This window comes from Rhodobacter sp. NTK016B, from assembly GCF_017303295.1.
Taxonomy (GTDB): Bacteria; Pseudomonadota; Alphaproteobacteria; order Rhodobacterales; family Rhodobacteraceae; genus Pararhodobacter.
This window is the reverse complement of the sequence record NZ_JAFKOK010000001.1, coordinates 157116-182964: the sequence shown is the minus strand read 5'-3', so window position 1 is coordinate 182964 and position 25849 is coordinate 157116. Positions and strand designations below refer to the sequence as shown.

General features: G+C 66.4%; 21 protein-coding genes and 1 tRNA gene. 11 read left to right on the top strand and 11 right to left on the bottom strand.

From position 1 onward, the window contains the following. From JI664_RS00915 to JI664_RS00905, 3 genes are all read left to right on the top strand, one after another. The gene (locus JI664_RS00915; protein WP_207011827.1) at positions 1-1431 is read left to right on the top strand and encodes a UDP-N-acetylmuramoyl-tripeptide--D-alanyl-D-alanine ligase; all 1431 of its coding nucleotides are present in this window, start codon (positions 1-3) and stop codon (positions 1429-1431) included. Between the two features lie 3 nt (positions 1432-1434). Beyond that, positions 1435-2520 (top strand): phospho-N-acetylmuramoyl-pentapeptide-transferase, encoded by a 1086-nt coding sequence (mraY, locus tag JI664_RS00910; protein ID WP_207011826.1) that lies wholly within the window; start codon positions 1435-1437, stop codon positions 2518-2520. Positions 2521-2682: 162 nt separating this feature from the next. Continuing rightward, a complete protein-coding gene (locus tag JI664_RS00905) occupies positions 2683-3243 on the top strand; it encodes a type 1 glutamine amidotransferase domain-containing protein (protein ID WP_207011825.1) in 561 nt (186 codons plus the stop codon). Between the two features lie 73 nt (positions 3244-3316). Here the strand turns inward: JI664_RS00905 and JI664_RS00900 are convergent, their stop codons facing one another. The 4 genes from JI664_RS00900 to JI664_RS00885 form a co-directional block, all read right to left on the bottom strand. After that, positions 3317-3574: a DUF6455 family protein gene (locus tag JI664_RS00900; RefSeq protein WP_207011824.1), complete on the bottom strand. Its 258-nt coding sequence runs from the start codon at positions 3572-3574 to the stop codon at positions 3317-3319. A 196-nt stretch (positions 3575-3770) separates the two neighbouring features. Further along, positions 3771-5246, bottom strand: a complete 1476-nt coding sequence (gene der, locus JI664_RS00895; RefSeq protein ID WP_207011823.1) for a ribosome biogenesis GTPase Der — start codon at positions 5244-5246, stop codon at positions 3771-3773. 59 nt (positions 5247-5305) lie between these two features. Continuing rightward, the gene (locus JI664_RS00890) at positions 5306-6622 is read right to left on the bottom strand and encodes a PQQ-binding-like beta-propeller repeat protein (RefSeq protein ID WP_207011822.1); all 1317 of its coding nucleotides are present in this window, start codon (positions 6620-6622) and stop codon (positions 5306-5308) included. Between the two features lie 55 nt (positions 6623-6677). Continuing rightward, entirely contained in the window at positions 6678-7337 is a 660-nt protein-coding gene (locus tag JI664_RS00885) for a tetratricopeptide repeat protein (protein ID WP_207011821.1), read from the bottom strand. A gap of 437 nt (positions 7338-7774) precedes the next feature. Between JI664_RS00885 and JI664_RS00880 the strand changes: the two genes are divergently transcribed. The 3 genes from JI664_RS00880 (at position 7775) to JI664_RS00870 (ending at position 13761) form a co-directional block, all read left to right on the top strand. Next, entirely contained in the window at positions 7775-8953 is a 1179-nt protein-coding gene (locus JI664_RS00880; RefSeq protein WP_207011820.1) for an efflux RND transporter periplasmic adaptor subunit, read from the top strand. A 4-nt stretch (positions 8954-8957) separates the two neighbouring features. Further along, positions 8958-12680 (top strand): efflux RND transporter permease subunit, encoded by a 3723-nt coding sequence (locus JI664_RS00875; protein ID WP_207011819.1) that lies wholly within the window; start codon positions 8958-8960, stop codon positions 12678-12680. A gap of 298 nt (positions 12681-12978) precedes the next feature. Beyond that, the gene (locus tag JI664_RS00870) at positions 12979-13761 is read left to right on the top strand and encodes a heme-dependent oxidative N-demethylase family protein (RefSeq protein WP_207011818.1); all 783 of its coding nucleotides are present in this window, start codon (positions 12979-12981) and stop codon (positions 13759-13761) included. A 6-nt stretch (positions 13762-13767) separates the two neighbouring features. Here JI664_RS00870 and JI664_RS00865 read toward each other — a convergent pair whose 3' ends face one another. The 4 genes from JI664_RS00865 to JI664_RS00850 form a co-directional block, all read right to left on the bottom strand. Beyond that, on the bottom strand, positions 13768-14661 hold the full coding sequence (locus JI664_RS00865) for a hypothetical protein (protein WP_207011817.1): 894 nt from the start codon (positions 14659-14661) through the stop codon (positions 13768-13770). 128 nt (positions 14662-14789) lie between these two features. After that, complete coding sequence (locus JI664_RS00860; RefSeq protein ID WP_207011816.1) at positions 14790-15194, bottom strand: hypothetical protein; 405 nt, start codon at positions 15192-15194, stop codon at positions 14790-14792. Positions 15195-15348: 154 nt separating this feature from the next. Beyond that, the gene (gene glnA, locus JI664_RS00855) at positions 15349-16755 is read right to left on the bottom strand and encodes a type I glutamate--ammonia ligase (protein WP_207011815.1); all 1407 of its coding nucleotides are present in this window, start codon (positions 16753-16755) and stop codon (positions 15349-15351) included. 33 nt (positions 16756-16788) lie between these two features. Continuing rightward, complete coding sequence (locus JI664_RS00850) at positions 16789-17127, bottom strand: P-II family nitrogen regulator (protein WP_207011814.1); 339 nt, start codon at positions 17125-17127, stop codon at positions 16789-16791. Positions 17128-17318: 191 nt separating this feature from the next. Here JI664_RS00850 and JI664_RS00845 point away from each other — a divergent pair, with 191 nt between their 5' ends. Beyond that, complete coding sequence (locus JI664_RS00845; protein ID WP_207011813.1) at positions 17319-18887, top strand: NAD(P)H-hydrate dehydratase; 1569 nt, start codon at positions 17319-17321, stop codon at positions 18885-18887. Positions 18888-19099: 212 nt separating this feature from the next. On the opposite strand, the gene JI664_RS00840 is transcribed toward JI664_RS00845, so the two are convergent. Then, positions 19100-19627: a Hint domain-containing protein gene (locus tag JI664_RS00840; protein ID WP_207011812.1), complete on the bottom strand. Its 528-nt coding sequence runs from the start codon at positions 19625-19627 to the stop codon at positions 19100-19102. A 314-nt stretch (positions 19628-19941) separates the two neighbouring features. Between JI664_RS00840 and JI664_RS00835 the strand changes: the two genes are divergently transcribed. Next, positions 19942-20025, top strand: a tRNA-Leu gene (locus JI664_RS00835). Between the two features lie 168 nt (positions 20026-20193). Here the strand turns inward: JI664_RS00835 and JI664_RS00830 are convergent. Continuing rightward, positions 20194-20877 (bottom strand): pentapeptide repeat-containing protein, encoded by a 684-nt coding sequence (locus JI664_RS00830; protein WP_207011811.1) that lies wholly within the window; start codon positions 20875-20877, stop codon positions 20194-20196. A 257-nt stretch (positions 20878-21134) separates the two neighbouring features. Between JI664_RS00830 and tig the strand changes: the two genes are divergently transcribed. Continuing rightward, complete coding sequence (gene tig / locus JI664_RS00825) at positions 21135-22469, top strand: trigger factor (RefSeq protein ID WP_207011810.1); 1335 nt, start codon at positions 21135-21137, stop codon at positions 22467-22469. A gap of 80 nt (positions 22470-22549) precedes the next feature. On the opposite strand, the gene JI664_RS00820 is transcribed toward tig, so the two are convergent. Further along, positions 22550-23680 (bottom strand): acyl-CoA dehydrogenase family protein, encoded by a 1131-nt coding sequence (locus JI664_RS00820; RefSeq protein ID WP_207011809.1) that lies wholly within the window; start codon positions 23678-23680, stop codon positions 22550-22552. A gap of 153 nt (positions 23681-23833) precedes the next feature. On the opposite strand from JI664_RS00820, the gene radA reads away from it, so the two are divergent. Both radA and JI664_RS00810 read left to right on the top strand, forming a co-directional pair. Then, entirely contained in the window at positions 23834-25192 is a 1359-nt protein-coding gene (radA, locus tag JI664_RS00815) for a DNA repair protein RadA (RefSeq protein ID WP_207011808.1), read from the top strand. A 19-nt stretch (positions 25193-25211) separates the two neighbouring features. Next, positions 25212-25772: a CvpA family protein gene (locus tag JI664_RS00810; protein WP_207011807.1), complete on the top strand. Its 561-nt coding sequence runs from the start codon at positions 25212-25214 to the stop codon at positions 25770-25772. The last annotated feature ends 77 nt before the right edge of the window (positions 25773-25849 follow it).

The following is a 25849-nucleotide window of genomic DNA, read 5'->3' as shown; positions in this document are numbered from 1 at the left end:
ATGGCGCTCTGGACACAGGTCGAGGCCGAACAGGCCACCGGCGGTACGGCAACCGCCCCTTTCGAGGTCACCGGCCTTTCCATCGACACCCGCACGATCCGTCCGGGCGAGATGTTCATCGCGCTGAGTGCCGCGCGCGACGGCCACGATTTCTTGGCTCAGGCTTTCGAGAAGGGCGCCGCCGCCGCCCTCGTCAGCCGCGTGCCCGAGGGGGTCACCGGCCCCTGTCTGGTGGTGTCCGACGTGCTGGAAGGGCTGGGCGCCATGGCGAAGGCAGCGCGGGCGCGTACGCAGGCGCGGGTGATTGCCGTGACCGGATCGGTCGGCAAGACCTCGACCAAGGAAATGCTGCGCCACATCCTGTCGCGCCAAGGCGCCACCCATGCGGCCGAGGCCAGCTACAACAACCATTGGGGCGTGCCGCTCACGCTGGCGCGGATGCCCGCCGCGACCCGTTTCGCGGTGATCGAGATCGGTATGAACCATCCCGGCGAGATCGCACCGCTCGCGCGTCTTGCCCGACCGCATGTCGCGCTGGTGACGATCGTCGGATCCGCGCATCTGGAAGCGTTTGGCTCGCTCGACGGGATCGCGCATGAAAAGGCGTCGATCTATGAGGGGCTCGAACCGGACGGGACCGCACTATACAACGCCGATCTGCCCACCACGCCGATCCTTGCCCGCGCCGCCGCCGAGGCAGGGCACGCGCTGGGGTTCGGCGAGGCCGCAGATGCCGCCTACCGCGTGACCGAGATCTCGGTCGCCGCCGACAGTTCGGGCGTGCGCGGCGAGATCGCGCTGCAGCCGGGCCATCCGGCACGGAAATTCCTGTTCAAGACCGCCGCGCCGGGCCGTCACATGGCGATGAATGCGGTGGCCGCGCTCGCCGCTGCCGAGGCCGCCGGTGCCGAATGGGATATCGCCGCGCTCGACATCGCTGATTGGCGCCCCCCCGCCGGGCGTGGCCAGCAAGAGGTGATCCGCCTCGACAGCATGGTCGATGCCAGCTTCACGCTGATCGACGATGCGTTCAACGCCAATCCCGATTCGATGGCCGCCGCTTTCGACGTGCTCGCCGCTACGCCGACCGGGGCGGGAGGGCGCAGGCTGGCGATTCTGGGCGACATGCTTGAGCTGGGCGCCGACGAAGTCGCGCTTCACGCAGGCCTTGCCACCCATCCCGCGCTTGAGGCCGTAGATCTGGTCCATACAGTGGGGCCACGGATGCAGGCGCTGGCCGATGCGCTGCCCGAGCGGTTGCGTGGCCTTCATGTCGCGCAGGCCGACGATCTGGGCGCGCAGGCCTATGGGCTGGTCCAGCCGGGCGACGTGGTGCTGGTGAAGGGCTCGAAAGGCAGTTATGTGTCGCGTGTGGTTGACGTCCTGCGCAACCTCGACCACCCGCTTCCCGACGAGCAGACAGGGAAATAGCCAATGCTCTACTGGCTTGCCGAGTTTTCCGAGGCCTTTATCGGCTTCAACCTTTTCCGTTACATCACCGTGCGAGCGGGGGCGGCCTTTTTCACCGCCCTCATTTTCGGCTTCGTCTTCGGACCGCCGCTGATCAACTTCCTGCGCAAACGGCAGGGCAAGGGTCAGCCGATCCGCGAGGACGGGCCCGAATCGCACCTGCTGACCAAAAAGGGCACGCCGACCATGGGCGGCCTACTGATTCTGTCGGCGCTGTCGGTGTCCACGCTGCTCTGGGCGCGGCTCGATAACCCCTATGTCTGGATCACGCTTCTGGTCACATGGGGCTTCGGGCTGATCGGTTTCGCCGACGATTACGCCAAGGTCACGAAATCGAACACCAAGGGCGTTTCGGGTAAGATCCGCATGGGCGCCGGGCTGGTGATCGCGGCGCTGGCGGCGGTGGCCGCCGCATGGGCCCATCCGGCCGAGCTGACGGGCCAGCTGGCGATGCCGGTCTTCAAGGCCGCGCTCATCGATATGGGACTGTTCTACGTGCCCTTCGCGATGATCGTGATCGTCGGCGCGGCCAACGCGGTCAACCTGACGGACGGTCTGGACGGTCTGGCCATCATGCCGGTGATGATCGCCGCGTCGACGCTGGGCGTGATCGCCTATGCCGTGGGCCGGGTCGACTTTACCGCCTATCTCGACGTGCATTACGTGCCGGGTACGGGCGAATTGCTGATCTTCACTGCCGCGCTCGCGGGCGGGGGCTTGGGCTTTTTGTGGTACAACGCCCCGCCGGCCGCCGTGTTCATGGGCGATACCGGCTCGCTGGCTCTGGGCGGGGCGCTGGGGGCCATTGCGGTCTGCATCAAGCACGAGATCGTGCTCGCCATTGTCGGCGGCCTCTTCGTGGTCGAGGCGCTGAGCGTCATCATTCAGGTGGCCTATTTCAAGCGCACCGGGCGGCGGGTCTTCCTGATGGCGCCGATCCACCACCATTTCGAGAAACGCGGCTGGGCCGAGCCGCAGATCGTCATCCGCTTCTGGATCATCAGCCTTGTTCTGGCGCTGATCGGGCTGGCGACGCTGAAGATCCGCTAAGACGCTCATAGCAGTACCAAAGTCGCAAGCCCGCCCCGGTCCCCGAGGGCGGGCTTTTCGCTACGTTATCCGCGCAGACAGGAATTCGTGACCGCGGGATATGGAACAGCGCGCGCCGACAGCCGTTTCTCCCACAACGGAAACGAATACAGGAGAGCCGAGATGCAATCGCTGTCTGGCAAGAAAATCGCCATCCTCGCCACCCATGGCTACGAGCAATCCGAGCTGGAAGTCCCGCTCAACGATCTGCGCGACGCAGGGGCAGAGGTTCACGTCGTTTCGCTCGAAGAGGGCGAGATCAAGGGCTGGGATAAAAGCGACTGGGGCCGCGCGGTGCCCGTCGATGTGACGCTGTCCAAGGCGGATGCGGGCCAATACGATGCGCTGGTCCTGCCCGGCGGTCAGATCAACCCCGACCTGCTGCGCGTCGAAGACAGCGCGCTGGACTTCGTCAAAGCGTTCTGGGACGCCAAGAAAGTGGTTGCCGCGATCTGCCACGCGCCGTGGCTGCTGGCCGAGGCGGGGATCGCCAAAGGCCGTAAGCTGACGTCGTACAAGTCGATCCGCACTGACATGATCAATGCGGGCGCCGACTGGCAGGATGCCGAGGTCGTCACCGATCAGGGCCTGATCACCAGCCGCAATCCGGGCGATCTGAAAGCCTTCGTCGCGAAGATCGCCGAAGAGATCAACGAAGGCCGCCACGAACGCCGCGCGGCGTGACACAGGCTAAGCTGGAAAGTCAAAGGGCCACCCTGCAGGGTGGCCCTTTGCTATGGGGGGCTGCGGCGCCGCCTCAAGCTTCCTTGGCGCGCTCCAGCATGGCGCGGTTGCGGCAATAGGCGGGCGGCGTATCGGCGTCGTGGTTATGGGCGTCCATCCAGTTCTGGCAATCGCCCGAGCCTTCGCAGCCCATGCAGCTCATCACTGCGTTGCGGATTTCCTGCCCTGTGACGCGGCCATAGACGAGCGCGTCGGTCAGGTCGGCATGGACGGTTTCCGCCATCGAGGCGATCAAGTCCGAATGAGTGTCGAGTTTCTTGAAGAATCCCATGGCGGCGGCTCCGGTTCGATTGAATGAATGAACTGGTTGCAATGTTAACCCGACCGCGCGGGGGCAAACCTTGATCCGGATCAAATAGCCAATAGCCGGAAACAAGAAGCGCTATGCTCTTCGGCTGAAGGCAGAACGGCCCGCGATCCGGGGTTGTCCCCCGGCGCGGGCCGTATTGCTGTGCTGTAGCGCCAAGTCAGTGCTTCGGCGCGATGTGCTTTTTCAGCTTCGAACGCTGCGCGGTCTTGCGGCCCTTGAACGGGTTCTGATCCGACTGGCCGCGGAACCACAGCCGGATCGGCGTGCCCGGCATGTCGAAACTCTCGCGCAGTCCGTTGACCAGATACCGACGGTATGCTTCGGGCAGTTCGTCGGGATGCGAGCATTTGACCACGAAGCCCGGCGGACGCGTCTTGGCCTGCGTGATGTATTTCAGCTTGATACGGCGGCCGCCCGGGGCAGGGGGCGGGTGCGCCTCGGTCATGGCGCCCAGCCAGTTGTTGAGCCGCGACGTGCCTACGCGCCGGTTCCAGATCGCGTGGGCGCGCAGGATCGCGTCGTGCAGGCGGTCCATGCCGCGCCCGGTCTTGGCCGAGACGGTGACCAGCGGCGCGCCCCTCAGCTGCGGCAGCAGCTTCTCGAAGCCTTGCAGCAGCGCTTTCAGCTTGTCCTGCTTGTCGTCTTCCAGATCCCATTTGTTGACCGCGACGACGACCGCGCGGCCCTCGGTCTCGGCCAGATCGGCGATGCGCAGATCCTGCGTCTCGAACGGGATCGCGGCATCCAGAAGCACCACCACCACCTCGGCGAACTTGACCGCGCGCAGACCATCCGCGACCGAGAGTTTCTCGATCTTGTCGGTGACGCGGGCGCGGCGGCGCATCCCGGCAGTGTCGAACAGCCGCATCGGCGTGCCGTTCCACTGGAAGGGCAGGGCGATGGAATCGCGGGTAATCCCCGCCTCGGGGCCGGTCAGCAGGCGGTCTTCGCCGATGATCTGGTTGATAAGCGTCGACTTGCCCGCATTGGGTCGCCCGATCACCGCCACCTGCAACGGGCGTTTCAGCGTCGGCGCCCAGTCGGGCGCGGCCTCGCCGCCCTCGGTATTGTCGGTTTCGCTGTCTTCCTCGACCGTCACGTCGGTGACCGGCGCTTCGGCCTGCGCACGCTCGTCAAAGCTTGCGGCCAGCGGCAGAAGCTGGTGATAGAGGTCATCGAGACCTGCGCCATGCTCGGCCGACAGCCGGATCGGTTCGCCCAGCCCCAGCGAGAAGGCTTCCAGATAGCCCCCCTCGGCGGCGCTGCCTTCGGACTTGTTCGCCGCAAGGATCACGTGGCGCCCGCGGCGGCGCAGGATATCGGCGAAGATCTCGTCGGCAGGGGTGACGCCCACCCGCGCGTCGATCATGAACAGGCAGACATCGACCATCTCGACCGCGCGCTCGGTCAGGCGCCGCATCCGGCCCTGCAGGCTGTCGTCGGTGACGTTTTCCAGCCCCGCCGTATCGATGACGGTGAAGCGCAGGTTTTGCAGCCGCGCCTCGCCCTCGCGCAGGTCGCGCGTGACACCGGGCTGGTCATCGACCAGCGCCAGTTTCTTGCCGACGAGGCGGTTGAAGAGCGTGGACTTGCCCACGTTGGGCCGGCCCACGAGGGCAAGGGTAAAGGACATGACGCACTCTCAGGACGGAAACCGCCCACATAGGCGGCACCGCCCCGTTTGTAAAGCCGTCAGCGATAGGCGAGCAGCTGCCCCTCGCGGTTGAGGATATACATCACGCCACCCGCGACGATCGGCGCCGAGGCCGCGCCATCGGGGATCGGGATCTCGGCCACGATATTGCCCGAGGCGGGATCGAACCCGCGCAGGACGCCTTCACCCGACGCGACCCAGAGCCGTCCGCCCGCCAGAACCGGGCCGTGCTGCGGGTAGATCGCCAGCCGCCGACGGATCCGCGAGGTGGTGTAGAGCGGCAATTCGTTGGCCCAGATGACCGAGCCGTCCGAGGCATTGAGCCGCATCAGCCGGTTCTGATCGCTGACCAGAAAGACCGAGCCGCCAACAGGCCAGACCGGCGCGTTCGCGCCTTCCTCGATCGACCAGATCGCACGCCCGGTCGCGGCGTCCAGCGCGAACAGGCGTCCCGACTGGTTCGCGGCATAGATCCGGTTGCCATCGACCACCGGATCGCCGGTCAGCGCCGGGATCGTCCCCAACGCCGCGCCGGTGCGGCGGCCCACGGCGGCTGTCGTCCATGTCTGGCCGCCATTCGACCGGCGCACGGCAGTCAGTTCGCCCGATTGCGTCGGGAACACGACCAGATCGCCCGCCACGGCCGGCGCCGAACCGCGCGCCACGGTCGAGCGTGCGGGCGTCCCGGGGAGGGTCCATTCGATGCGTCCGGTCGCGGCATCGAGTGCCCAGAGTGTCGAATCCAGCGCGGTGACATAGACGGTATCGCCCGAAACAGCCGGTGAGCCGTTCAGCGGGCTGTCGAAATCGACGCGCCACAGCTCTTGGCCGGTATTCGTGTCGAGCGCGGCAAGGAACGCGCTGGCCGAGGCCACGAAGAGCCGCCCGCCGCTGACCGCCAGCGCCCCGCCCGAGGCCGAGGACCGTGCTTCGCGCGCGGTCGTCAGATCCGTAGCCCAGAGCGCCGCGCCCGCCGACGAGGTCGCCTGCACGCGCGAGCCCGCATCCAGCGTATAGACCGCGCCATTCGCCGCGACCGGATCGGTGGTCAGCCGCGCGCGGCGGCTATCGCCCTGACCGATCGGGGTGGCCCAGACGAGTTGCGGATTGGCCGACAGGGCCGGGTGGCCAGGACGCGCACCCGGCGTGCCCTGGCGCTGGGTCCAGGCGGCATTGGCGCTCTGGGCGGGCAGCGAGATGGCGACGGTGCGGTTCTCGACCTCGGCCTCGGCGCCGCCCCAAGGCGCGCGCAGATCGACGCGCTCGCCTTCGAGGATTTCCTCACGGTTGCAGGCGGTGGTCAGGGCGGTCGCGCCGATCAGGGCACTGATGGCAAGAATACGGGTCACGCTCACGTCGGAATCTCCGTCAGGTCAGCCAGAAAGGGGGCGGAAAGGGGGGACAAGCGGGTCAGCCGAAATCCGCCAGCGGGTCGCCGCCCAGAACGACGATCATCTGCACGACGCGGCGGCGCAGCCCGTCGGTCAGGTCGGGTTCCTGCAAGAGCGCGCGCGCTTGTTCCAGCGCGGCCTCGCGGTCGCCCGCTTCGATGTCCAGCAGCACAAGCTGCTCAAGCGCCAGCGGACGGAACGCGCCACCGGGAGCCGAAAGGCCCTGCAGCGTCGCGCGGCGTTCGTCCAGCGGGATCAGCGCGCCGCCCACGATCACCCGCTTGAGCGCGGCGATCTGGCGGTAGCTGGCGGGCAGCTCGGGGTTGTTCTCGACCTCGGACAGGGCGGCCAGCGCCCCCTCGCGGTCATCGGCCATCAGCTCGGCCGCGCCCAGCAGCAGCGACAGGATACCGGCGCGCGCGCCCTCGGCATCGATCGCGGCCAGCGCCTCGGCCCGGCCTGCGGCGTCGTCGGTGTCGAGCGCGTTGAGGATCCCGTCGCCGAAAGCCTGCGACTCGGCGGTCATCTGGGCCTTGCGGTATTCGTTATACGCGGCACCGCCCACGATCAGCACGACACCGACCACGGCGATCCAGCCATATTTGCGCATCGCGGCGAACAGGCGGTCGCGCTTGAGTTCCTCGTTCACCTCGTCGATGAAACTGTCGGCGTTGCTCACCTGGGCCTCCGTCTTTGGCGGGCGTCTTGTCTTCCGGATCCGCGCGGTCTTCGTCACCGGCGCGCAAACGGCTCCGCCTCTCCTAACCCGGATGCGCGGGGCTTGCCAAGTCTGCAGCCTTGGCGCGCGCATCGGATTGCCGCTTTTGCGTTCACGATGGCGCGCGTCTGCGTCATTGATGCCGCAGAGCGGAAAAAACATATCCCCAAGTCACCATGACGCAGCGGCGCGCGGGGGCAGGCAATTGCATTACGTTTGGGTCAGGAGTAATCCACCCGCAACGCTCCGCGTATAATTATGTGTAGCGACCGGCAAGGTATGCCCAGCAGGTCGCGGAATTTCGAGCGCGCGACCCTCGGGTCCGGCAGACGGTTCGACACCCGGTCGGACGCGCCGCGCCGATATCAGCGTCGCTCAGAGGCCTGGAAGGTACTGCAATGCGTGTCGTCCCGATTATCACCGCCATGCTCGTGCTGGTCGTGCTGTATCTCTTCGTGATGGAGCGTGACACGCTGCTGTCCTGGGTCGGCGTCGAGGCTGCCGAAACCACGGGCGAGGGGACTGCCGCCGCCGCCACGATCGCCCCCGCGACCGAGGAAGAGGCGCAGCCGTTCCGCGTCGTGGTCGAGCGGTTCGAGGAACGCGATCTGGAAAGCGCCATCGTGCTGCGCGGCCGGACCGAAGCGTCGCGCTCGGTCGAGGTGCGCGCGCAGACAAACGGGCTGGTTCTGTCCGATCCCCGTCCCCGCGGGTCGCTGGTCGAAGCGGGCGAGGTGCTGTGCGAACTCGATCCCGGCACCCGCGCCGCCGCTTTGTCCGAGGCGCAGGCGCGTCTCGCCGGGGCGCAGGCCACGCTGGCCGAGGCCGAGATCAACCGCGAAACCGCCACCCGGCTGGCCGAAGGCGGCTTCCGGGCGCAAAACAGCACCGCCACCGCCGACGCCGCGGTCGAGGGCGCGCGCGCCAGCGTCGAAGCGGCGCAGGCGGGTGTCGAGGTCGCGCAGGCCGAGCTGGATCGCCTGACCATCTCCGCGCCCTTTGGCGGCGTGCTGGAAACCGATTCCGCCGAAACCGGCAGCCTGATGCAGAATGGGGGCCTGTGCGCCACGATCTATCGGCTGGACCCGATCCTGCTGGTGGGCTTCGCCGCCGAGACGCAGATCAACCGCCTGACCATGGGGGCCCCGGCCGGTGCCGAGCTGTCGAACGGCCAGCGCGTGCAGGGTCAGGTGACGTTCCTCGCGCGGGCCGCCGATCCGGCCACGCGGACCTTCCGGGTCGAGGTCACGGTGCCTAATCCCGATCTTGAGCTGCGGGACGGCATGAGCGCCACGCTGCTGGTGGGCGCCGACGCGACGCGCGGCCATCTGGTGCCGGGCTCGGCGCTGACCATCGATGACGAGGGCGTTCTGGGCCTGCGTCTGGTCGACGAGACCAACCATACCTTCTTCCAGCCCGTCACCGTGCTGCGCGACGCGCCGCAGGGCTTCTGGGTCACGGGCCTGCCCGAAACCGCCGATGTCATCGTCGTCGGTCAGGAATACGTCACCGACGGGATCGAAGTACGGGTTTCGCGGCGCGGCGACGACGCGGATGTAACTGGTAGCGGAGAGTAATCCGATGAGCGGCATGATCGACTGGGCCGCAGCCCGCGCCCGCATGGTCCTCGCCTTCGTCGTCCTGACGCTGGCGGCGGGGATCATGGCCTATGTCGGCCTGCCCAAAGAGGGCGAGCCCGATATCGAGGTGCCCGCGCTGTTCATCTCGGTCCCGTTTCAGGGCATCTCGGCCGCCGATAGCGAAACGCTGCTGGTGCGCCCGATGGAGCAAGAGCTGGTGGGGCTCGACGGGCTGACCGACATGACCGGCTCGGCCATGCAGGGCTATGCCAGCGTGGTGCTGGAATTCGAATTCGACTGGGACAAGAACGCCACTATCGCCGATGTGCGCGACCGCATGAGCCGCGCCGCCGCCGATTTCCCCGAAGGTGCCGATACCTACACGATCAACGAATTCAACTTCAGCGAATTCCCGATTGTCATCGTCGCGGTGTCGGGCGACGTGCCCGAACGTACGCTGATGCGCGCGGCTTCGAATCTCGAACGCGCGATCGAGGGGCTCGACCCGGTGCTCAGCGCCGATGTTGCAGGCACCCGCGACGAGATGGTCGAGGTGGTGATCGATCCGCTCCGGCTTGAAGCCTACAATGTCAGCGCAGGCGAGCTGATCGACGCGGTGACGCTGAACAACCAGCTTGTTGCGGCGGGCGATATCGAAACGGAATCGGGCCGTTTCTCGCTGTCGCTGCCGGGATCGTTCGAAAGCGTGCAGGATATCTACGACCTGCGCATCAAGGTGAACGGCGACCGCGTGGTGACGCTGGGCGACCTCGCCACGATCCACATGACGTTTCAGGACCGCGCCGGGACCGCCCGCTTCAACGGCGAGGCGACGCTGGCGCTGCAGGTGGTCAAGCGGCGTGGCTACAACCTTATCGACACGGTCGATGCGGTGCGCGCGGCCATCGACACCGAAATGGCCAGCTGGCCGCCCGAACTGCAACAATCCATCCACGTCACCCCGGCGCTTGACCGCAGCTATCAGGTGGCGTCGATGATCTCGCAGCTCGAAGGCTCGGTCCTGACCGCCATCGCGCTGGTGATGATCGTGGTGCTGGCCTCGCTGGGCACGCGCACCGCGCTGCTGGTCGGCTTTTCTATCCCGTCCTCGTTCCTTCTGGCCTTCATCCTTCTGGGCGTGATGGGCGTGACGATCTCGAACATCGTCATGTTCGGCCTGATCCTTGCCGTGGGGATGCTGGTCGATGGCGCCATCGTCGTCGCCGAATATGCTGATCACCAGATCCAGCAGGGCAAGGGGCCGATGGCGGCCTATACCACCGCCGCCAAGCGCATGTTCTGGCCGGTGGTCAGTTCGACCGCGACGACGCTCTGCGCCTTCCTGCCGATGCTGTTCTGGCCCGGCGTCGCGGGCGAGTTCATGGGCATGCTGCCCGTCACGCTGATCTTCGTGCTGATCTCGTCGCTGGTCGTGGCGCTGATCTATCTGCCGATCCTCGGTGGCGTCACGGGCCGCATCGCAAGGGTCTTCGACAACACCGCGCAGAGGCTGCGCCGCCGTCTGCCGTGGGTGCTGCGGCTTCCGTTCCTTGTCGTGGCGCTGGCGCTGCTGGCAGGCGGGCTTGTCACCATGCTGAACCCCGCGCTGCTGATCCCCGATGCCGAGGCCCGCGCAACGATGGGCGCGCTTGCCGCGCTGCCCGGCGCGTTGATGCTGGCGCTGGGGTCGGCGGGCATGTCGATCACGCTGAACGCGCTCAAACCCCGCGCCAAGCCAAAACCGATCGAGTCGGGTTACAAGCATTCGGCCTTCGGCTGGCTGACCAAGCTGATCGTCGCCAACCCGGTCATGCCCTTCGCGGTGACCGGCGCCATCGTCTTCGCCGTGTTTCAGGTCTTCGCCTATTACGGCGAGAACAATTATGGCGTCGAGTTCTTCGTCGAGACCGAGCCCGAACAGGGCATCGTCTATGTCCGCGCGCGCGGCAACCTGTCGCTGGCCGAGGAAGACGCGCTGCTTGCCCAGGTCGAAGAGATCGTCACCAACGAACCCGGCGTTTCGGCCAGCTTCGCCTTCGCCGGCAATGGCGGGCTCAATACCAATACCGCAGGAGGGCAGGCACCGCGCGATGCGATTGGCCAGATCCAGTTCGAATTGGTCAATTGGGACCAGCGCGGCGACGATCCCGAGCTGCGCGGGCAGGTGATCCTCGACCGGATGGAGGCGCAGTTCCGCCAGATCCCCGGCATCATCACCGAATACATGATCATGTCGGGCGGCCCGGCCGCGTCGAAGCCCATTCACCTGCGCCTGACCGGGCAGGATTTCGAGGAACTGGGCGCGGGGGTCGAAACCGTGCAGGCGCATATGCGCGAGATCGGCGGCATCGTCGGGATTGAAGACAGCCGCCCGCTGCCCGGCATCGACTGGGAAATCCGCGTCGACACCGCCGCTGCTGGTCGCTTTGGCGCCAATGTCGCCACCGTGGGCGGCATGGTGCAGATGGTCACGCGCGGGATCATGCTGGACACAATGCGCGTCGATACCTCGGACGAGGAAATCGAGATCCGTGTGCGCCTGCCCGAAGGCGACCGGCTGCTCTCGACGCTCGATACGCTGCGCGTTCCCACGGCGGTGGGGATGGTGCCACTGTCGAATTTCGTCACCCGCGAGCCGGTGGCCCTGCGGGGAACGATCGACCGCTATGACGAACAGCGCTTCTTCGACGTCAAGGCCGATGCCGCGCCCGCCATGGTCAGCGTGGTCAATGCCGACGGCACCCGTGCGGGCCTGCGCCCGGCGGCCGAGGTCGATCCCCGCCTGCACCCGGCCGGGTCCGACGCCGCCCGCGCCGCCCAGACCGCCCGCGACGCGATCGCCGAAGCCGGGCAGCACATCGTTCCGGTGACGCCCTCGGAACGCATCGCCGCGCTGACCGAATGGCTCGAGGCCGAGAACCCGCTACCGCCGGGGATCGGCTGGGCCTGGACCGGGGAACAGCAGGATCAGGAAGAAACCGGCGCTTTTCTCGGCGTGGCGTTCGGCGCGGCGATGGGGCTGATGTTCATCATCCTGCTCGCGCAGTTCAACAGCTTCTATAACTCGGTGCTGGTGCTGCTGGCGGTGGTCCTGTCCACCGCGGGCGTGCTGATCGGGATGCTGGTGATGGGCCAGCCCTTCTCGATGATCATGACCGGGACAGGGGTGGTCGCGCTGGCCGGGATCGTGGTGAACAACAACATCGTGCTGATCGACACCTATCAGGAATTCACCCGCTACATGCCGCGCATCGAAGCCATCGTGCGCACCGCCGAACAGCGTATCCGCCCGGTGCTGCTGACCACCATCACCACGATGGCCGGTCTTGCGCCGATGATGCTGGGCCTCAGCATCGACTTCGTGAATGGCGGCTACACGATCAACAGCCCGACCTCGATGTGGTGGAAACCACTGGCAACGGCGGTGGTCTTCGGGCTGGGCGTGTCGACCGTGCTGACCATGGTGCTGACGCCCGCGCTTCTGGCCGCGCGGGTCTGGGTCGAGGCGTTCTTCAAAGGCATCGCTCCGCGCGTCAAGGCGCTGCGCAAGGGCCGCGCGCGCGACGATCGCCGCCTGCGCGCCCGCAGCCACAAGGTGCGCCATGCCGAGATCATCTGGGATCCGGTCTATACCACCGACCCCGCCCGGCCCGAAGACAGCGGGGAGCCGCAGCCGGAGGCCGAAACGCCCCACCACCCGCCGCGCCACCACGCGGCCGAGTGACGCTCTCCTCCGCGCAACGGCGCCGGGAAGTTATTCGCGACACGTGATCCGCGCATCTTTGTTCTGGAAATATCCCGGGGGTCCGGGGGCTGGCCCCCGGGGCCGGGCAAGGGCGGGGCGGTTTCGTCCCGTATGCCCGGTTGGTTTCAGGGGCGTCTCTGCTCGCGGCAGAAGGCGTTGGCGTTCCTGCGGGCGTTGACGGGATCAGGGGGCTGTCTGCCCCCTCTTTGCCTTGCGGCAAATTCACCCCCGAGGATATTGTCCGGATTAAAGATGGGACCGGTTCAGGGGGATCAGGATGGCGGTGTTGCAAAAAGCCCTGCCGGTAGCGCCGTGGATGGATCCGCGGCTCAAGCGGTTGCCGGGTATCCTGCCGCTTGATCCCGCGCAGTGGCTGATCGTGGACGAGGCGTATGTCGGTCAGATGGCCGAGCGCGAGCTGTTGCTGGATACCAGGCGCGACGCGGTGCTGCAGGTCTTGCCCGAAGCCGGGGCGGCGGTTGCGGAACTGGTCGAGCTTGTCGAATCGCAGCTGCCCGATCTGGGGTTCGTCCGGCAGGGCGCGGGCTGGCTGTGCCCCGATGGGCGGCACGTCGAGGGCGGGACGGGGCTTGAGCGGCTGGGACGGCTGGTGCAAGAGGATTTGTGCCTGATGCAGCCCGGCGCTGACGGTATCCCGCGGCTGACCGCTGCCGTTCTGTGTTTTCCGGCAAGCTGGACGCTGGCCGAGAAGCTGGGGCGCGGATTGCCGGGCATCCACAAACCGGTGCCGTCATACGAAGGCGGGCTCGAAGCGCGGGTGCAGCGCCTGTTCGAAGCGATCCGGCCCGAGCAGCCGCTCTGGCGGATGAATTATCTCGATTATATCGATCCCACCCTGCATCAGCCGCGGCGCGAGGATGAAAAGCGGCCGCATCGCGACGGGCCCGAACAGGCCGGGGGTGATTACATCCGCTGCGAACGGCAATGCCTTGTGCGGCTGGCACGAACGCGGGCGGTGGTATTCTCGATCCACACCTATGTCGTGCCGCGCGCCTCCCTCAGCGCCGAGGAAGAGGCGGCTTTTCCCGCGCGTCATTGACCCCGGTCACGACCCGTCGCGCGCGCTACCAGTGGGCATGAACCAGCGTTTCTTGGGCGTGGTGGGGCCGTCGGGGTCGCGCAGGGCGGCGGCGAGGCGCTCGCCCTCGCGCTCGATCCGGGGGAGCACCTTTGGGCGCTTGGGCGTGCTACCGAAGAACCGGCCGAGGCTGCGATCTGCATACCGCTCAGAGCGCAGGGCTGGCGTGGCGGGTTGCATCTCGGTCGTTTCTTCATGCATCGGCGCTGAACCGCCGGGTCGGGTCAGCGCCAGCCGCTCGGGCGGTGTCACGATGAGCGGTACCTGCGGGTCGCCCGGCGCAAGCAACGTCGCGAGCGGCACCGCGCGGAACTCGCGCGCGCTGAGCACGAGCCCGCCGGGCTGCCAGACCAAAAGCGCGGGCGCCGTTGCCTCGATCACCGGGTGAAGCAGGAACCGGCTTTCGGCGGCAAGCTGACGCGCGGCCTCGGCGAGATCGGCGATCGGCGCGCCCCGGCGGCGCAGCAGGAAACCCATCGCGCAGCTATGCAGCCGCAGCGTGCGGGCCAGATGCACGCGGGCGAAATCGGGCTGATCGCCTGTCGGCGGGCGCAGCAGGCCCTGCATCGCGGCGGCGGGAAGGGGGGACGCGGCGCGGGTGAGGATCACTTCGAACGGATCGGCGCGCAGCCGCAGGGTCGAGCCGGTCAGCTTGATCGCACCGATCGTACGGCCTTCGGCGCGCAGATCGTCGATCAGGTATTGCATGGCCAGCACAAGGTCGGGATGGGCCTTGTCCGCGCCGAAGATCAGCGAGGCGCCTGCGATGCCCGCCGACGCACGCCCGGTATCCCGGGGGCGCTTGGCGGTAACGCCCGTATCCGTGCTCCCCGGATCCCCGGGGCCGGTTTGCGTGAGCATGGCACTCCCTTTCCGGCGGCGCGATTGCGCGGCAGGGGCAGGATACCAAGCGCATGCTCGCGCGGCGCGGGAGAAGTATGGACGATTTCAGGTAAATTGAGCGGGTGGGTCCGCGACCGGCGCCCCGTTCAGAAAGAGAGCGGGATTCCCAGTTGATAAGCCCAGATCCGCAGCTGCAGCACCAGCTCGTCGAGCAGATGCGTCTGTGTCCCGAGAATCACGAGGATCACCACCAGAATGAACAGCGAGCGCATGAAGCCGCCCAGTCCCGATCCGCGGCGTTCGTTGCGCGTGGCGGGCACGCCCGAGCTTGTGCCCGGGGTGCCCCAGGGCGCGGCGGGTGTCGCGGTCTGGCGGCTGGGCGCGGGATGGGGCCCCGAACTGGCCGCCGCCGTGGCCCTTGCGGCATCGGCGCGGGCGCGGCTGCGGCTATGGACCTGTGTCGTCTGCGACGGCGGGTCGAGCAGGAAATTGCGGTTCTGATACTGCTGGTTCGCCGGGTGGCGCACGTCGAGGGGGTGGTACTTGCTCATGGCGGGTCCTGCTCAATCCCCAAGGGCGGGGCGCAATTTCCACGTTAGCGCAGTTCAGCGCGCGGCGGCAGTCCCGATCGAGTGAAGGCCGCATTTGCGCGCCCGATGAAAAAGGGCGCCCGAAGCCGCCCTTTTCCCAATTCTCAGGTCCCGATCAGACCGAATAGTACATCGCGTACTCGACCGGGTGCGGGGTGTGTTCGTACTTGTAGACTTCTTCCCACTTGAGCTCCATGTAGCCCTCGATCTGACCCTTGGTGAACACGTCACCGGCCAGCAGGAAGTCCATGTCTTTCTCCAGCTCTTCCAGCGCCTCACGCAGCGAGCCGCAAACGGTCGGGATGGCGGCCAGCTCTTCGGGCGGCAGGTCGTACAGGTCCTTGTCCGAGGCTTCGCCCGGATGGATCTTGTTCTTGATGCCGTCGAGACCGGCCATCATCAGCGCGGAGAAGGCCAGATAGGGGTTGGCCGCGGGGTCGGGGAAGCGGGCTTCGACGCGCTTGGCTTTCGGCGATTCGGTCCACGGAATACGCACGCAGCCCGAGCGGTTGCGGGCCGAATAGGCGCGCAGAACGGGGGCTTCGAAGCCCGGAATCAGACGCTTGTAGCTGTTGGTCGCCGGGTTGGTGAAGGCGTTCAGCGCTTTCGCGTGCTTCAGGATGCCGCCGATGAAATACAGCGCTTCCATCGACAGGTCGGCATATTGGTCACCCGCGAAGAGCGGCTTGCCATCCTTCCAGATCGACATGTTCACGTGCATCCCCGAGCCGTTGTCGCCCGCCATGGGCTTCGGCATGAACGTGGCCGACTTGCCATAGGCGGCGGCGACGTTGTGGATGATGTACTTGTATTTCTGGATGTTGTCGGCCTGCTCGACCAGACCGCCGAAGATCATGCCCAGCTCGTGCTGGCAGGTCGCGACTTCGTGGTGGTGCTTGTCGACCTTGATGCCGATCGACTTCATCGTCGACAGCATTTCCGAACGGATGTCCTGCGCTTCGTCGATCGGGTTGACCGGGAAGTAGCCGCCCTTGTGACCGGCGCGGTGCGCAAGGTTGCCACCTTCGAATTCGGCATCCGTGTTCCAGGCCGCGGCGTCGGCGTCGATCGAGAAGCCGACTTTCTGCGGCGTGACCGAATAGCGGACATCGTCGAACAGGAAGAATTCGGCTTCGGGGCCGAAGAAGGCCGAGTCGCCGATGCCCGAGGATTTCAGATAGGCCTCGGCGCGCTTGGCGGTCTGGCGCGGGCAACGGTCATAGGACTCGCCGGTATCGGGCTCGACCACGTCGCAATGCACCGCGATGGTTTTCTCGGCGTAGAACGGGTCCATGTAGACGCTGTCGACATCCGGCACCAGTTTCATGTCCGACTGGTCGATCGACTTCCAGCCGGCGATCGACGAACCGTCGAACATGAAACCTTCCTCAAGGAAGTCTTCATCGACCAGATCCGCAATCACCGTGACGTGCTGCAGCTTGCCCTTGGGGTCGGTGAAACGGATGTCCACATATTCGACCTGTTCGTCGGCAATCAGCTTGAGAACCGATTCAACGCTCATACTTAGTCCCCTGACTTGTTAGGAATTGTAGGTTTACACGGCATCTTCGCCGGCTTCGCCGGTGCGGATGCGGATGACCTGTTCGACCGGCGAAACGAAGATCTTGCCGTCGCCGATCTTGTCGGTGCGCGCAGCGCCGATGATCGCTTCGATCGCGGCCTCGACCATGTCGTCGGTCAGCACCACTTCGATCTTCACTTTCGGAAGGAAGTCCACGACGTATTCGGCGCCGCGATAGAGCTCGGTATGGCCCTTCTGGCGGCCGAAGCCCTTAACCTCGATCACCGACAGGCCCTGAATGCCGATGTCCTGAAGGGCTTCCTTCACTTCATCCAGCTTGAAGGGTTTGATGATCGCTTCAATCTTCTTCATACGGCTCCCCCGTCCCAGACACCGACGTTTCGGGCTCGAAGCCCACTGACCACTTTCGCAAGCATGCCACAATCCGCTAGCCTGCCGCACGCGGGTTTTCGTTGCGCTGTCGGCGGAAATTGCCGAGAGAAGCACAATTATTGTGCAAATGGTTTACGAAATGAGCAGGTGCTGGACTAAGGTGCGGTCAAATGAGCGATTTGCTGACATCTGCCCAAATGCGCGCCATCGAGCGGACGGCGATTGAGTCGGATCTTGTCTCGGGTGTCACGCTGATGGAGCGGGCGGGCAGGGGGGTGGTCGAGCGGGTTCTGGCCCGGTTTCCCGCGCTTGGGAACGGGCGGCGGGATGGCCCCAGACCGGCGGCGCTGATCTTCTGCGGGCCGGGCAATAATGGGGGCGACGGCTATGTCATCGCCCGCCTGCTTCACGCACGCGGTTGGCGCGTGGATGTGCTGGCGCTGGGCGACCCCGATACCTTGCCGCCGGATGCCGCCCATCACGCCCGGCTCTGGCATGAAAGCGGCACGGTCCGCCCGCTGTCCGAGGCCGCGCAGATCCTCGCCGCCGGGCCGCCGCCTGACCTGTTCATCGACGCGTTGTTCGGCACCGGCCTGACGCGGCCGCTGTCGCAGCCGGTCAGCGAGGCCCTGCGCGCGGTTCAGCAACAGCACGATGCCCGGCCATCCCTTGTCCGCGTCGCGGTCGATATCCCGTCGGGGCTCTGTGCCGATAGCGGTCGGGTGATGGGCGCGCGGTGCCGCTATGACCTCGCCGTCACCTTTCACAGCGCCAAGCCTGGCCATTATCTCGCCCATGGGGCCGAGATCTGCGGCGCGCTGGAGGTTGTTGATATCGGGCTGGCCGCCGCGCAGGGCATTGATATCGCACAACTTGTCGGACCGCTCGCTGATGTGGCCAAGAGGGCCGGGCACAAATACGACCATGGGCATGCGCTCGTCTTGTCGGGTCCCATGGGCCGGACGGGCGCCGCCCGGCTTGCCGCCCGTGCCGCGCTGCGGATCGGCGCGGGGCTGGTAACGCTGGCCGCGCCGGGGTCGGCGATGATGGAATGCGCGGCGCAGCTTACGGCGATCATGCTGCGACGCTGCGACGACGCGGATGCGTTGGCCGATATCCTGTCCGATGAACGACTGAACGCCGTCTGCCTCGGCCCCGGTCTGGGGCTGGGCGAGGGCACGGCCGCCAAGGTCGCGCGAACCCTTGCGATGGCCGGCGCGGCGCGGGGGGGCGTGGTGCTGGATGCCGATGCGCTCAGCGTGTTCGAAGATGATCCCGATGCCTTGTTTGCTCTGACCGCCAAGGCGCAGCGCGTCGTTCTGACCCCGCATTTCGGCGAATTCAGGCGCCTGTTCCCCGACCTCGCCGCGCGCCTGTCGGGCCTGCCCGACACGGGCCCGGCCTATTCCCGGCTTGATGCCACGCGCGATGCGGCGCGGCGCGCGGGCTGCGTGGTGTTGCTCAAGGGGGCGGATACGGTGATCGCGGCGCCCGACGGCACGGTGCGGGTTCATGCGGCTCTATATGATCGCGCAGCACCATGGCTCGCGACAGCGGGGGCGGGCGACGTGCTGTCGGGGCTGATTACGGGGCTTCTGGCGCGGGGCTTTGCACCGCTCGACGCGGCTTGCGCAGCCGCGTGGCTGCATGTCGAGGCCGCGCGTTCGTTCGGCCCCGGCCTGATCGCCGAGGATCTGCCCGAAACGCTCCCCTCGGTGCTGCGCGGTCTTGGTGCGTGATCGGGTTTCAGGTGGACGGCGCAGCCGCTTCATAGAAAACCGATCTGGATCGGGAGCCTGGGCAACACGGAGTCCGGCGCGCGATGTCGATCCCGCCGGGACGAACGAACCCTGCGTGCCGCCAATCCGCCGCGCGTAGAAGCTATGGTGTCCGCCGTTGCAGGGACGGCCTGTTTTCGGCGCGTTTCAGTCGCCACCGCATGCAGGCGCCGTCAATGCAGCGCTCGTGCCGCCTTGCCGGGCGACGTCACGCGCGGCGCGTGGCCGCGGGCACAGGCCAGATCCAGACCGCCCGCGCGCACGACCTGTGGCGTGTCGAAATGCAGTCGGATCAGCCGCTGCGTTGCCCGCGTCTCGCGCCGGACCAGCACGTCATCGACCAGCGAAGCGGCGCGGGTCAGCATCTGCGCCTGTCCGTGCAGGATCATCGCCCGCCAGTCACGCACCAGCACCTGTTGATGCGCGGGCACCACCACCGGCGCGCCGTTGCGCGGTGCCTCGCCCACCGGCGCGGCGGCGTCGATCACGACCATCTCGGCTTCGAGCGCCTGAAGGCTCGACATGCCGCGCAGCTCAACCAGCCCGTTTGCGGTCACGATCCGGTCGCCCGCCAACAGGAATTCCACCGGCATATCGCCGTCCTCGGTCGCCACCAGCGTCCCGGGGACCAGACCCGTGGGTCGCGAGCGGCCAGTGGCGCGGGGCAAGGGCGCAAGATGCGGAACAAGCTGGGAATGCATGACGGGACCTCGTTAAAACCTGACTGTTTCCAATCTGGCATCAATCGTGGTGAGATTGTGGCATTACTCGCGCCATTTCGCGGTTTCCCGCCCCGACCTCGCCCCGAAGAAGCGCCAAACACCCCGTTCGAGGGCGTCAGACGCGATTTCTGCGCGTTTCCGACCCGAGGTCAAGCAACGGAATGCCGACAATTCGACAGAACCGGCCCCGGGGCGGTTCCCCCTGCCTTTTCACTGAGCGCCAAAAGCGTCCGGCGCCGAAACTTTGCGCTCGCACTTGGCCCGAGGCATTGCTACAAGCGGCGCGCTGGCTGGCGGGTGTGGCGGAACTGGTAGACGCACCAGATTTAGGTTCTGGCGCCTTTGGCGTGGGGGTTCGAGTCCCTTCACCCGCACCAGCTTGATATTAAAGGGAAAGCCATCATTGCGCGGTCCGTCGGATGGCATGTGCGGCGAGGGTTTCCCGGTCGTTTCCCAGAATCACAGCTCGCTCTGTTGCTTCGTCGGCTCCGGGTCGCGCTGTCGGGGCACAGGGTTCGCCGCCGCGCGGCCCCGGTCCCGCCCGTTCAAAGCACGTTCAGCCCGAGTTGAGCCAACAGGTCGGCGGCTTGCCGCTTCGAGATGACAGCGCCCTTGAAGCGGCTCGCATCCGTCAGCCGGATCCCGCCGAGATCCGCCCCGCGCAGATCGGCGCCCTGAAAACGGCAATCGACGATATGCGCGTCGCGCAGAGAGCAATCCGTGAAAACCGCGTCGCGGAAATCGCAGGCGCGCAGATCCGCTTCGCTGAAATCCACGCCGTTCAGCCGAGCCTTCCGGAACGAGAAATTCGGCAACATCCCCAGAACCAGCAGGACCTCGTCGAAGGATACGGCCGTCGCCGAGACGCCGCTCAGATCGGTTCCGGTCATCTTGCAGCGGCGGAAGGAAACGTCCGACAGGGTGGCGTCGAGAAAGCTCGTATTGCCGAAATCACCGCCGTCTATCACCGTGTCGCTCAGCATCGCGGCCGCGAAATCCGCGCCGGGCGCGCGACAATGATCGAAGGTGACATCCTCGAGCCGCGCGCCAGTCAGCCGCGCGCGCGAGAGGTCGCATTTCTCGAACCGCCAGTCGGCGAGGTCGAGACGGCTCAGATCGAGCGCTTGCAGATCGCAGCCGCGCAACAGCACGGGCGCCCCCTCGTGGCTCAGGCGCTCAAGCGCATCGCGTGTCGGGATAACGTTTTCAAGAAGGGTTTCGTCGGGCATGTCGGATCTCTGTGCAACGCGCGCGCCGCGCGGGCAGGGCTGGGCCTGCGACAAGCCCTCGCCGTTCCCTGCGGCCGGTGCTTGGCGTAACAGGCCGAAAGCGCGCACGCAACGGCGGCCCCCGGCCTTACGCCCTGGCGGCCCGTGGCCTTGCGCCCTGCGGATTCAGGGTTGATCCGCCTTGGCGCGCACTCTAGTAAGACGCAGATTTTCCCAGGCTGCCACCGGGCGGCCTGTCAGCTTATGCGAGGACAAGGATGCAAGTCACCGAAACCCAGAAGGACGGCCTGAAGCGTGGCTACACGATCACCGTCACGGCCGCCGAACTGGCCGAGAAGGTGGACGCGAAACTGCGCGAAGCCCAACCCGAGGTCGAACTCAAGGGCTTTCGCAAGGGCAAAGTGCCGCTGGCGATGCTGAAAAAGCAGTTCGGCCCGCGCCTCATGGGCGAAGCCATGCAGGAAGCCGTCGACGCCGCGATGCAGCAGCATTTCGAAGAGACCGGCGACCGCCCCGCGATGCAGCCCAAGGTTGAGATGCAGAACGGCGAAGAGTGGAAAGAGGGCGACGATGTCGTCGTCGATCTGTCCTACGAAGCGCTGCCCGAAATCGACGAGCCCGATTTCTCGGGCATCACGCTTGAGCGCATGGTCGTGAAAGCCGACGAGGCTGCCGTGGACGAGGCGCTGGAAAACCTTGCCAAGCAAGCGCAGAACTTCGCCGACAAGGACGGCGCGGCTGAAATGGGCGATCAGGTCGTGTTCGACTTCACCGGCCGTATCGATGGCGAAGCCTTCGAGGGCGGCGCGGCCGAGGGCCACGCGCTGGTTCTGGGTTCGGGTCAGTTCATCCCGGGCTTCGAGGAAGGCCTCGTTGGCGTGAAGGCCGGCGACAAGAAAGACGTCACCGTCACCTTCCCTGAGAGCTACGGCGCCGAGCATCTGGCCGGCAAAGAAGCCGTGTTCGAATGTGACGTCAAAGAAGTGAAAGCCCCGGAAGCGGCGGAACTGAACGACGAGCTGGCCTCGAAATTCGGTGCGGAATCGCTGGAAGCCCTGAAGGGTCAGATCCGCGAAGGGCTTGAGGGCGAATACGCTCAGGCTTCGCGCGCGATCGTCAAGCGTGGCCTGCTCGACAAGCTCGACAGCAACGTGACCTTCGAGCTGCCCGAAAGCCTGGTCGACGCCGAGGCGAGCCAGATCGCTCACCAGCTGTGGCATGACGAGCATCCCGAGGTGCACGATCACAACCACGACTCAATCGAGCCGTCGGAAGAGCATCGCAAGCTGGCCGTGCGCCGCGTGAAGCTGGGTCTGCTGCTGGCCGAAGTCGGTCGCAAGGCCGAGGTTCAGGTGTCGGATGCCGAGATGACGCAGGCGATCCTGCAGCAGGCCCGTCAGTATCCGGGTCAGGAGCGTGAATTCTTCGAATTCGTGCAGAAGAACCCGCAGATGCAGCAGCAGCTGCGCGCGCCGATCTTCGAAGACAAGGTCGTCGACATGATCCTCGGCAAAGCCGAAGTGACCGAGAAGGAAGTCAACAAAGACGACCTGAAATCGGCCCTCGACGCGCTGGAAGACGAACCGGCGTAATCGCCCCGTCTTTACCGCAATAAAAGACCCCCGTTCCGGTGCCGGAGCGGGGGTTTTTCTTTCTGTGTGCCCGGGCCGGTCTATGCCCCCAGAGCACGCGCGATGATCAGCTTCTGGATGTCCGAGGTCCCTTCGTAAATCTGGCAGACCCGGACGTCGCGGGCGATCCGTTCGATCCCGGTATCGCGCATATAGCCCATGCCGCCGAAACACTGCAGCGCCCCCGACACGATCCGTTCGGCCGCTTCCGAGGCGAACAGCTTGGCCATTGCCGCTTCGGTCAGGCAGGGCAGGCCCGCATCCTTCATCCGCGCCGCGTTCAGCACCAATTGCCGCGCCGCTTCAAGCTGGGTTGCCAGATCGGCCAGCCGGAAGCCGACCGCCTGGTGGTCGAAGATGCGCGCGCCGAAGGTCTTGCGTTCCTTGGCATAGTCCAGCGCCATCTCCAGAGCCGCCTGCGCCATTCCCACCGATTGCGCGGCGATGCCGATGCGTCCGGTTTCAAGGCTGGCCAGCGCGATCCGGTAGCCGTCGCCCTCGGCACCGATCCGCGCGCTTTCGGGCAGCTCCAACCCCTCGAACCGCAGCGCGCAGGTATCCGAAGCCCGCTGGCCCATCTTGTCTTCGACCCGGGCGACAGTATAGCCCGCCGTGTCGGTGGGAACGAGGAACGCGGTGATCCCGGCCTTGCCTTTCGCCCCCTCCATCCGCGCGAAAGCGATGCAATAGCGCCCGATCCGGCCCGAGGTGATGTATTCCTTGGCCCCGTCCAGCACGTAGCCGCCCTGGACCTTGCGCGCCGTGCTGCGCAGCGCGCTGGCATCCGACCCGGCCTGCGCCTCGGTCAGGGCGAAGGCGCCGATGAAGGCCCCCTGCGCGGCGGGCCTGAGCACCGTCTCTTTCTGCTCGTCGCTGCCGAACCGTTCGAGAATCGCGTTGAACGGCGCGTTATGGACGCTCATCACGGTCGAGATCGCGCCGTCGCCCGCGGCGATCTCCATCAGCGCCAGCGCATAGCTGACGTAATCCGCCCCGGCGCCGTCATAGGCGGGATTGACCACCATCCCCAGCAGCCCCAACTCGCCCATCTCGCGCAGCAGCGCGGGTTCGATATCGCCGCTGCGGTCGCGCGCGGCGGCGCCCGGTGCAAGCCGCTCGCGCGCAAAGGCCCGCGCAGTGTCCCGGATGAGGGTCTGATCTTCGGTGAACATGGTCGGCCTCCCTTTGGGCGGGATCTTCGGCGGCGTGCAAGCGCGGGTCAATCGGGACCCCACGTCCGGGCGTGTATCTTGCGCGCAGACCTCCTGAACCGGACGCGCTGGACCCCGCTTGCAACGCGCGCGGCGCCGGGAGATAATACCGCCATGGCCAAGGCATCCCCCCAATTCACCTGCAGCGAATGCGGTGCGGTTCACAAGAAATGGGCCGGGCGCTGCGATGCCTGCGGCGCGTGGAACTCGATCGTCGAAGAGGCGCCGCTGGGTGCGGGGCCCAAAGGGCCGCTGTCCAAGGGCCGCTCGATCGCGCTGAGCACGCTGCAAACGGACGAGGCGCCGCCACCGCGCACGCTGTCGGGCATGGATGAACTCGACCGCGTGCTGGGCGGCGGGCTGGTGCCTGCCTCGGCGATTCTGGTGGGGGGCGATCCCGGCATCGGCAAGTCGACCCTGCTGCTGCAAGCAACCGCCGCCTTCGCGCGCAAGGGTTTGGCAACCCTTTATATTTCCGGCGAAGAAGCCGCCGCACAGGTGCGGATGCGCGCACAAAGGCTGGGTCTTGGCGACGCGCCCGTGCAGCTGGGCGCCGAGACCAATCTGCGCGACATTCTGACCACGCTCGACACAGAGCGCCCCGATCTGGTGATCATCGATTCGATCCAGACCATGTGGCTCGACAGCGTCGCCTCGGCGCCCGGCTCGGTCGCGCAGCTGCGCGCCGCCGCGCACGAGCTTGTGACGCTGGCCAAGCGCCGCGGGATCAGCGTCATCCTTGTCGGGCACGTCACCAAGGAAGGCCAGATCGCCGGCCCCCGTGTGATCGAGCACATGGTCGATTGCGTGCTGTATTTCGAGGGCGAGCGCGGCCACCAATTCCGCATCCTGCGCGCGGTGAAAAACCGCTTCGGCCCCGCCGACGAGATCGGCGTGTTCGAGATGACCGGCGGCGGTCTGTCCGAGGTCCCCAACCCCTCGGCCCTGTTCCTGTCCGAACGCGGTCAGCCCTCGGCCGGATCGGTGGTTTTCGCGGGGATCGAGGGCACACGGCCCATGCTGACCGAGATTCAGGCGCTCGTCGCGCCTTCGCCGCTGTCCAACCCGCGCCGCACCGTCGTCGGGCTCGATAGCGGGCGGCTGGGCACGATCCTTGCCGTGCTCGAAGCGCGCTGCGGTATTCCTTTCACCGGGCTCGACGTGTTTCTCAACGTGGCGGGCGGGATGCGGGTGAGCGAGCCTGCCGCCGATCTCGCCGTCGCCGCCGCCCTTCTGAGCGCGCGCGAGGACGTGGCGCTGCCTGCCGATACCGTCGTGTTCGGGGAAATCTCGCTCTCGGGGGCGCTTCGTCCTGTCAACCAGAGCGAAAACAGGTTGAAAGAAGCGGCAAAACTTGGTTTCACCACGGCCATGCTGCCGAGGGGCGGCAAGACTGGCCCCGGCATCGGCGTCAGGTTGCGCGAAATGGGCGATCTGACCGGCTTCGTGGGCGATGTATTCGGCGCGGGCTGACGCGCGAAGGAGCTTGGGCATGGACAGCTTTACCCTGATCGACGCGGCCGTCGCGCTGGTGATCATCATTTCGGCGATCCTTGCCTATTCGCGCGGCCTCGTGCGCGAGGCGCTGGCCATTGCCGGCTGGATCGTCGCCGCCATCGCCGCCTTCGTGCTGGCCCCCACGGTCGAGCCGCTGGTGCGCGAGATCCCCTATGTCGGCGATATCCTCGGCGATAGCTGCGAGCTGACGATCATCGCTTCGTTTGCCGCCGTTTTCGCCATCATGCTGGTGATCGTGGCGCTGTTCACGCCGCTTTTCTCCAGCCTGATCCGTAATTCCGCGCTGGGTGGCATCGACCAGGGGCTTGGTTTCTTCTTTGGCGTGCTGCGCGGCATCCTGCTGATCGCCGTGGCGCTGATGGTGTTCCAGACCGCTGTGCCCGAAGGCACGGTGCCAATGGTCGACAATTCGCGCTCGGTCGCGTTGTTTGCCCGTGTGCAGACCGCGATCACCGACACCCTGCCGGCCGATGCGCCCAACTGGGTGGTCGACCGTTACGAGGATCTAACCTCGAGCTGCACGGCGGCCAACTGATCTGTCGGGCGCGCTGACTTCCGATCTTGACGATATCCTTGCGGGGCTGAGCGAGCGGCTCTTCGTGCAATGCCTCG

Coding starts and splice junctions, on each gene's coding strand:
- tig (WP_207011810.1), top strand. CDS start 21,135: ATGCAAGTCACCGAAACCCAGAAGGACGGCCTGAAGCGTGGCTACACG.
- JI664_RS00865 (WP_207011817.1), bottom strand. CDS start 14,661: ATGCTCACGCAAACCGGCCCCGGGGATCCGGGGAGCACGGATACGGGC.
- JI664_RS00870 (WP_207011818.1), top strand. CDS start 12,979: ATGGCGGTGTTGCAAAAAGCCCTGCCGGTAGCGCCGTGGATGGATCCG.
- mraY (WP_207011826.1), top strand. CDS start 1,435: ATGCTCTACTGGCTTGCCGAGTTTTCCGAGGCCTTTATCGGCTTCAAC.
- JI664_RS00915 (WP_207011827.1), top strand. CDS start 1: ATGGCGCTCTGGACACAGGTCGAGGCCGAACAGGCCACCGGCGGTACG.
- JI664_RS00860 (WP_207011816.1), bottom strand. CDS start 15,194: ATGAGCAAGTACCACCCCCTCGACGTGCGCCACCCGGCGAACCAGCAG.
- der (WP_207011823.1), bottom strand. CDS start 5,246: ATGTCCTTTACCCTTGCCCTCGTGGGCCGGCCCAACGTGGGCAAGTCC.
- JI664_RS00810 (WP_207011807.1), top strand. CDS start 25,212: ATGGACAGCTTTACCCTGATCGACGCGGCCGTCGCGCTGGTGATCATC.
- JI664_RS00850 (WP_207011814.1), bottom strand. CDS start 17,127: ATGAAGAAGATTGAAGCGATCATCAAACCCTTCAAGCTGGATGAAGTG.
- glnA (WP_207011815.1), bottom strand. CDS start 16,755: ATGAGCGTTGAATCGGTTCTCAAGCTGATTGCCGACGAACAGGTCGAA.
- JI664_RS00840 (WP_207011812.1), bottom strand. CDS start 19,627: ATGCATTCCCAGCTTGTTCCGCATCTTGCGCCCTTGCCCCGCGCCACT.
- JI664_RS00905 (WP_207011825.1), top strand. CDS start 2,683: ATGCAATCGCTGTCTGGCAAGAAAATCGCCATCCTCGCCACCCATGGC.
- JI664_RS00845 (WP_207011813.1), top strand. CDS start 17,319: ATGAGCGATTTGCTGACATCTGCCCAAATGCGCGCCATCGAGCGGACG.
- JI664_RS00830 (WP_207011811.1), bottom strand. CDS start 20,877: ATGCCCGACGAAACCCTTCTTGAAAACGTTATCCCGACACGCGATGCG.
- JI664_RS00875 (WP_207011819.1), top strand. CDS start 8,958: ATGAGCGGCATGATCGACTGGGCCGCAGCCCGCGCCCGCATGGTCCTC.
- JI664_RS00900 (WP_207011824.1), bottom strand. CDS start 3,574: ATGGGATTCTTCAAGAAACTCGACACTCATTCGGACTTGATCGCCTCG.
- radA (WP_207011808.1), top strand. CDS start 23,834: ATGGCCAAGGCATCCCCCCAATTCACCTGCAGCGAATGCGGTGCGGTT.
- JI664_RS00880 (WP_207011820.1), top strand. CDS start 7,775: ATGCGTGTCGTCCCGATTATCACCGCCATGCTCGTGCTGGTCGTGCTG.
- JI664_RS00820 (WP_207011809.1), bottom strand. CDS start 23,680: ATGTTCACCGAAGATCAGACCCTCATCCGGGACACTGCGCGGGCCTTT.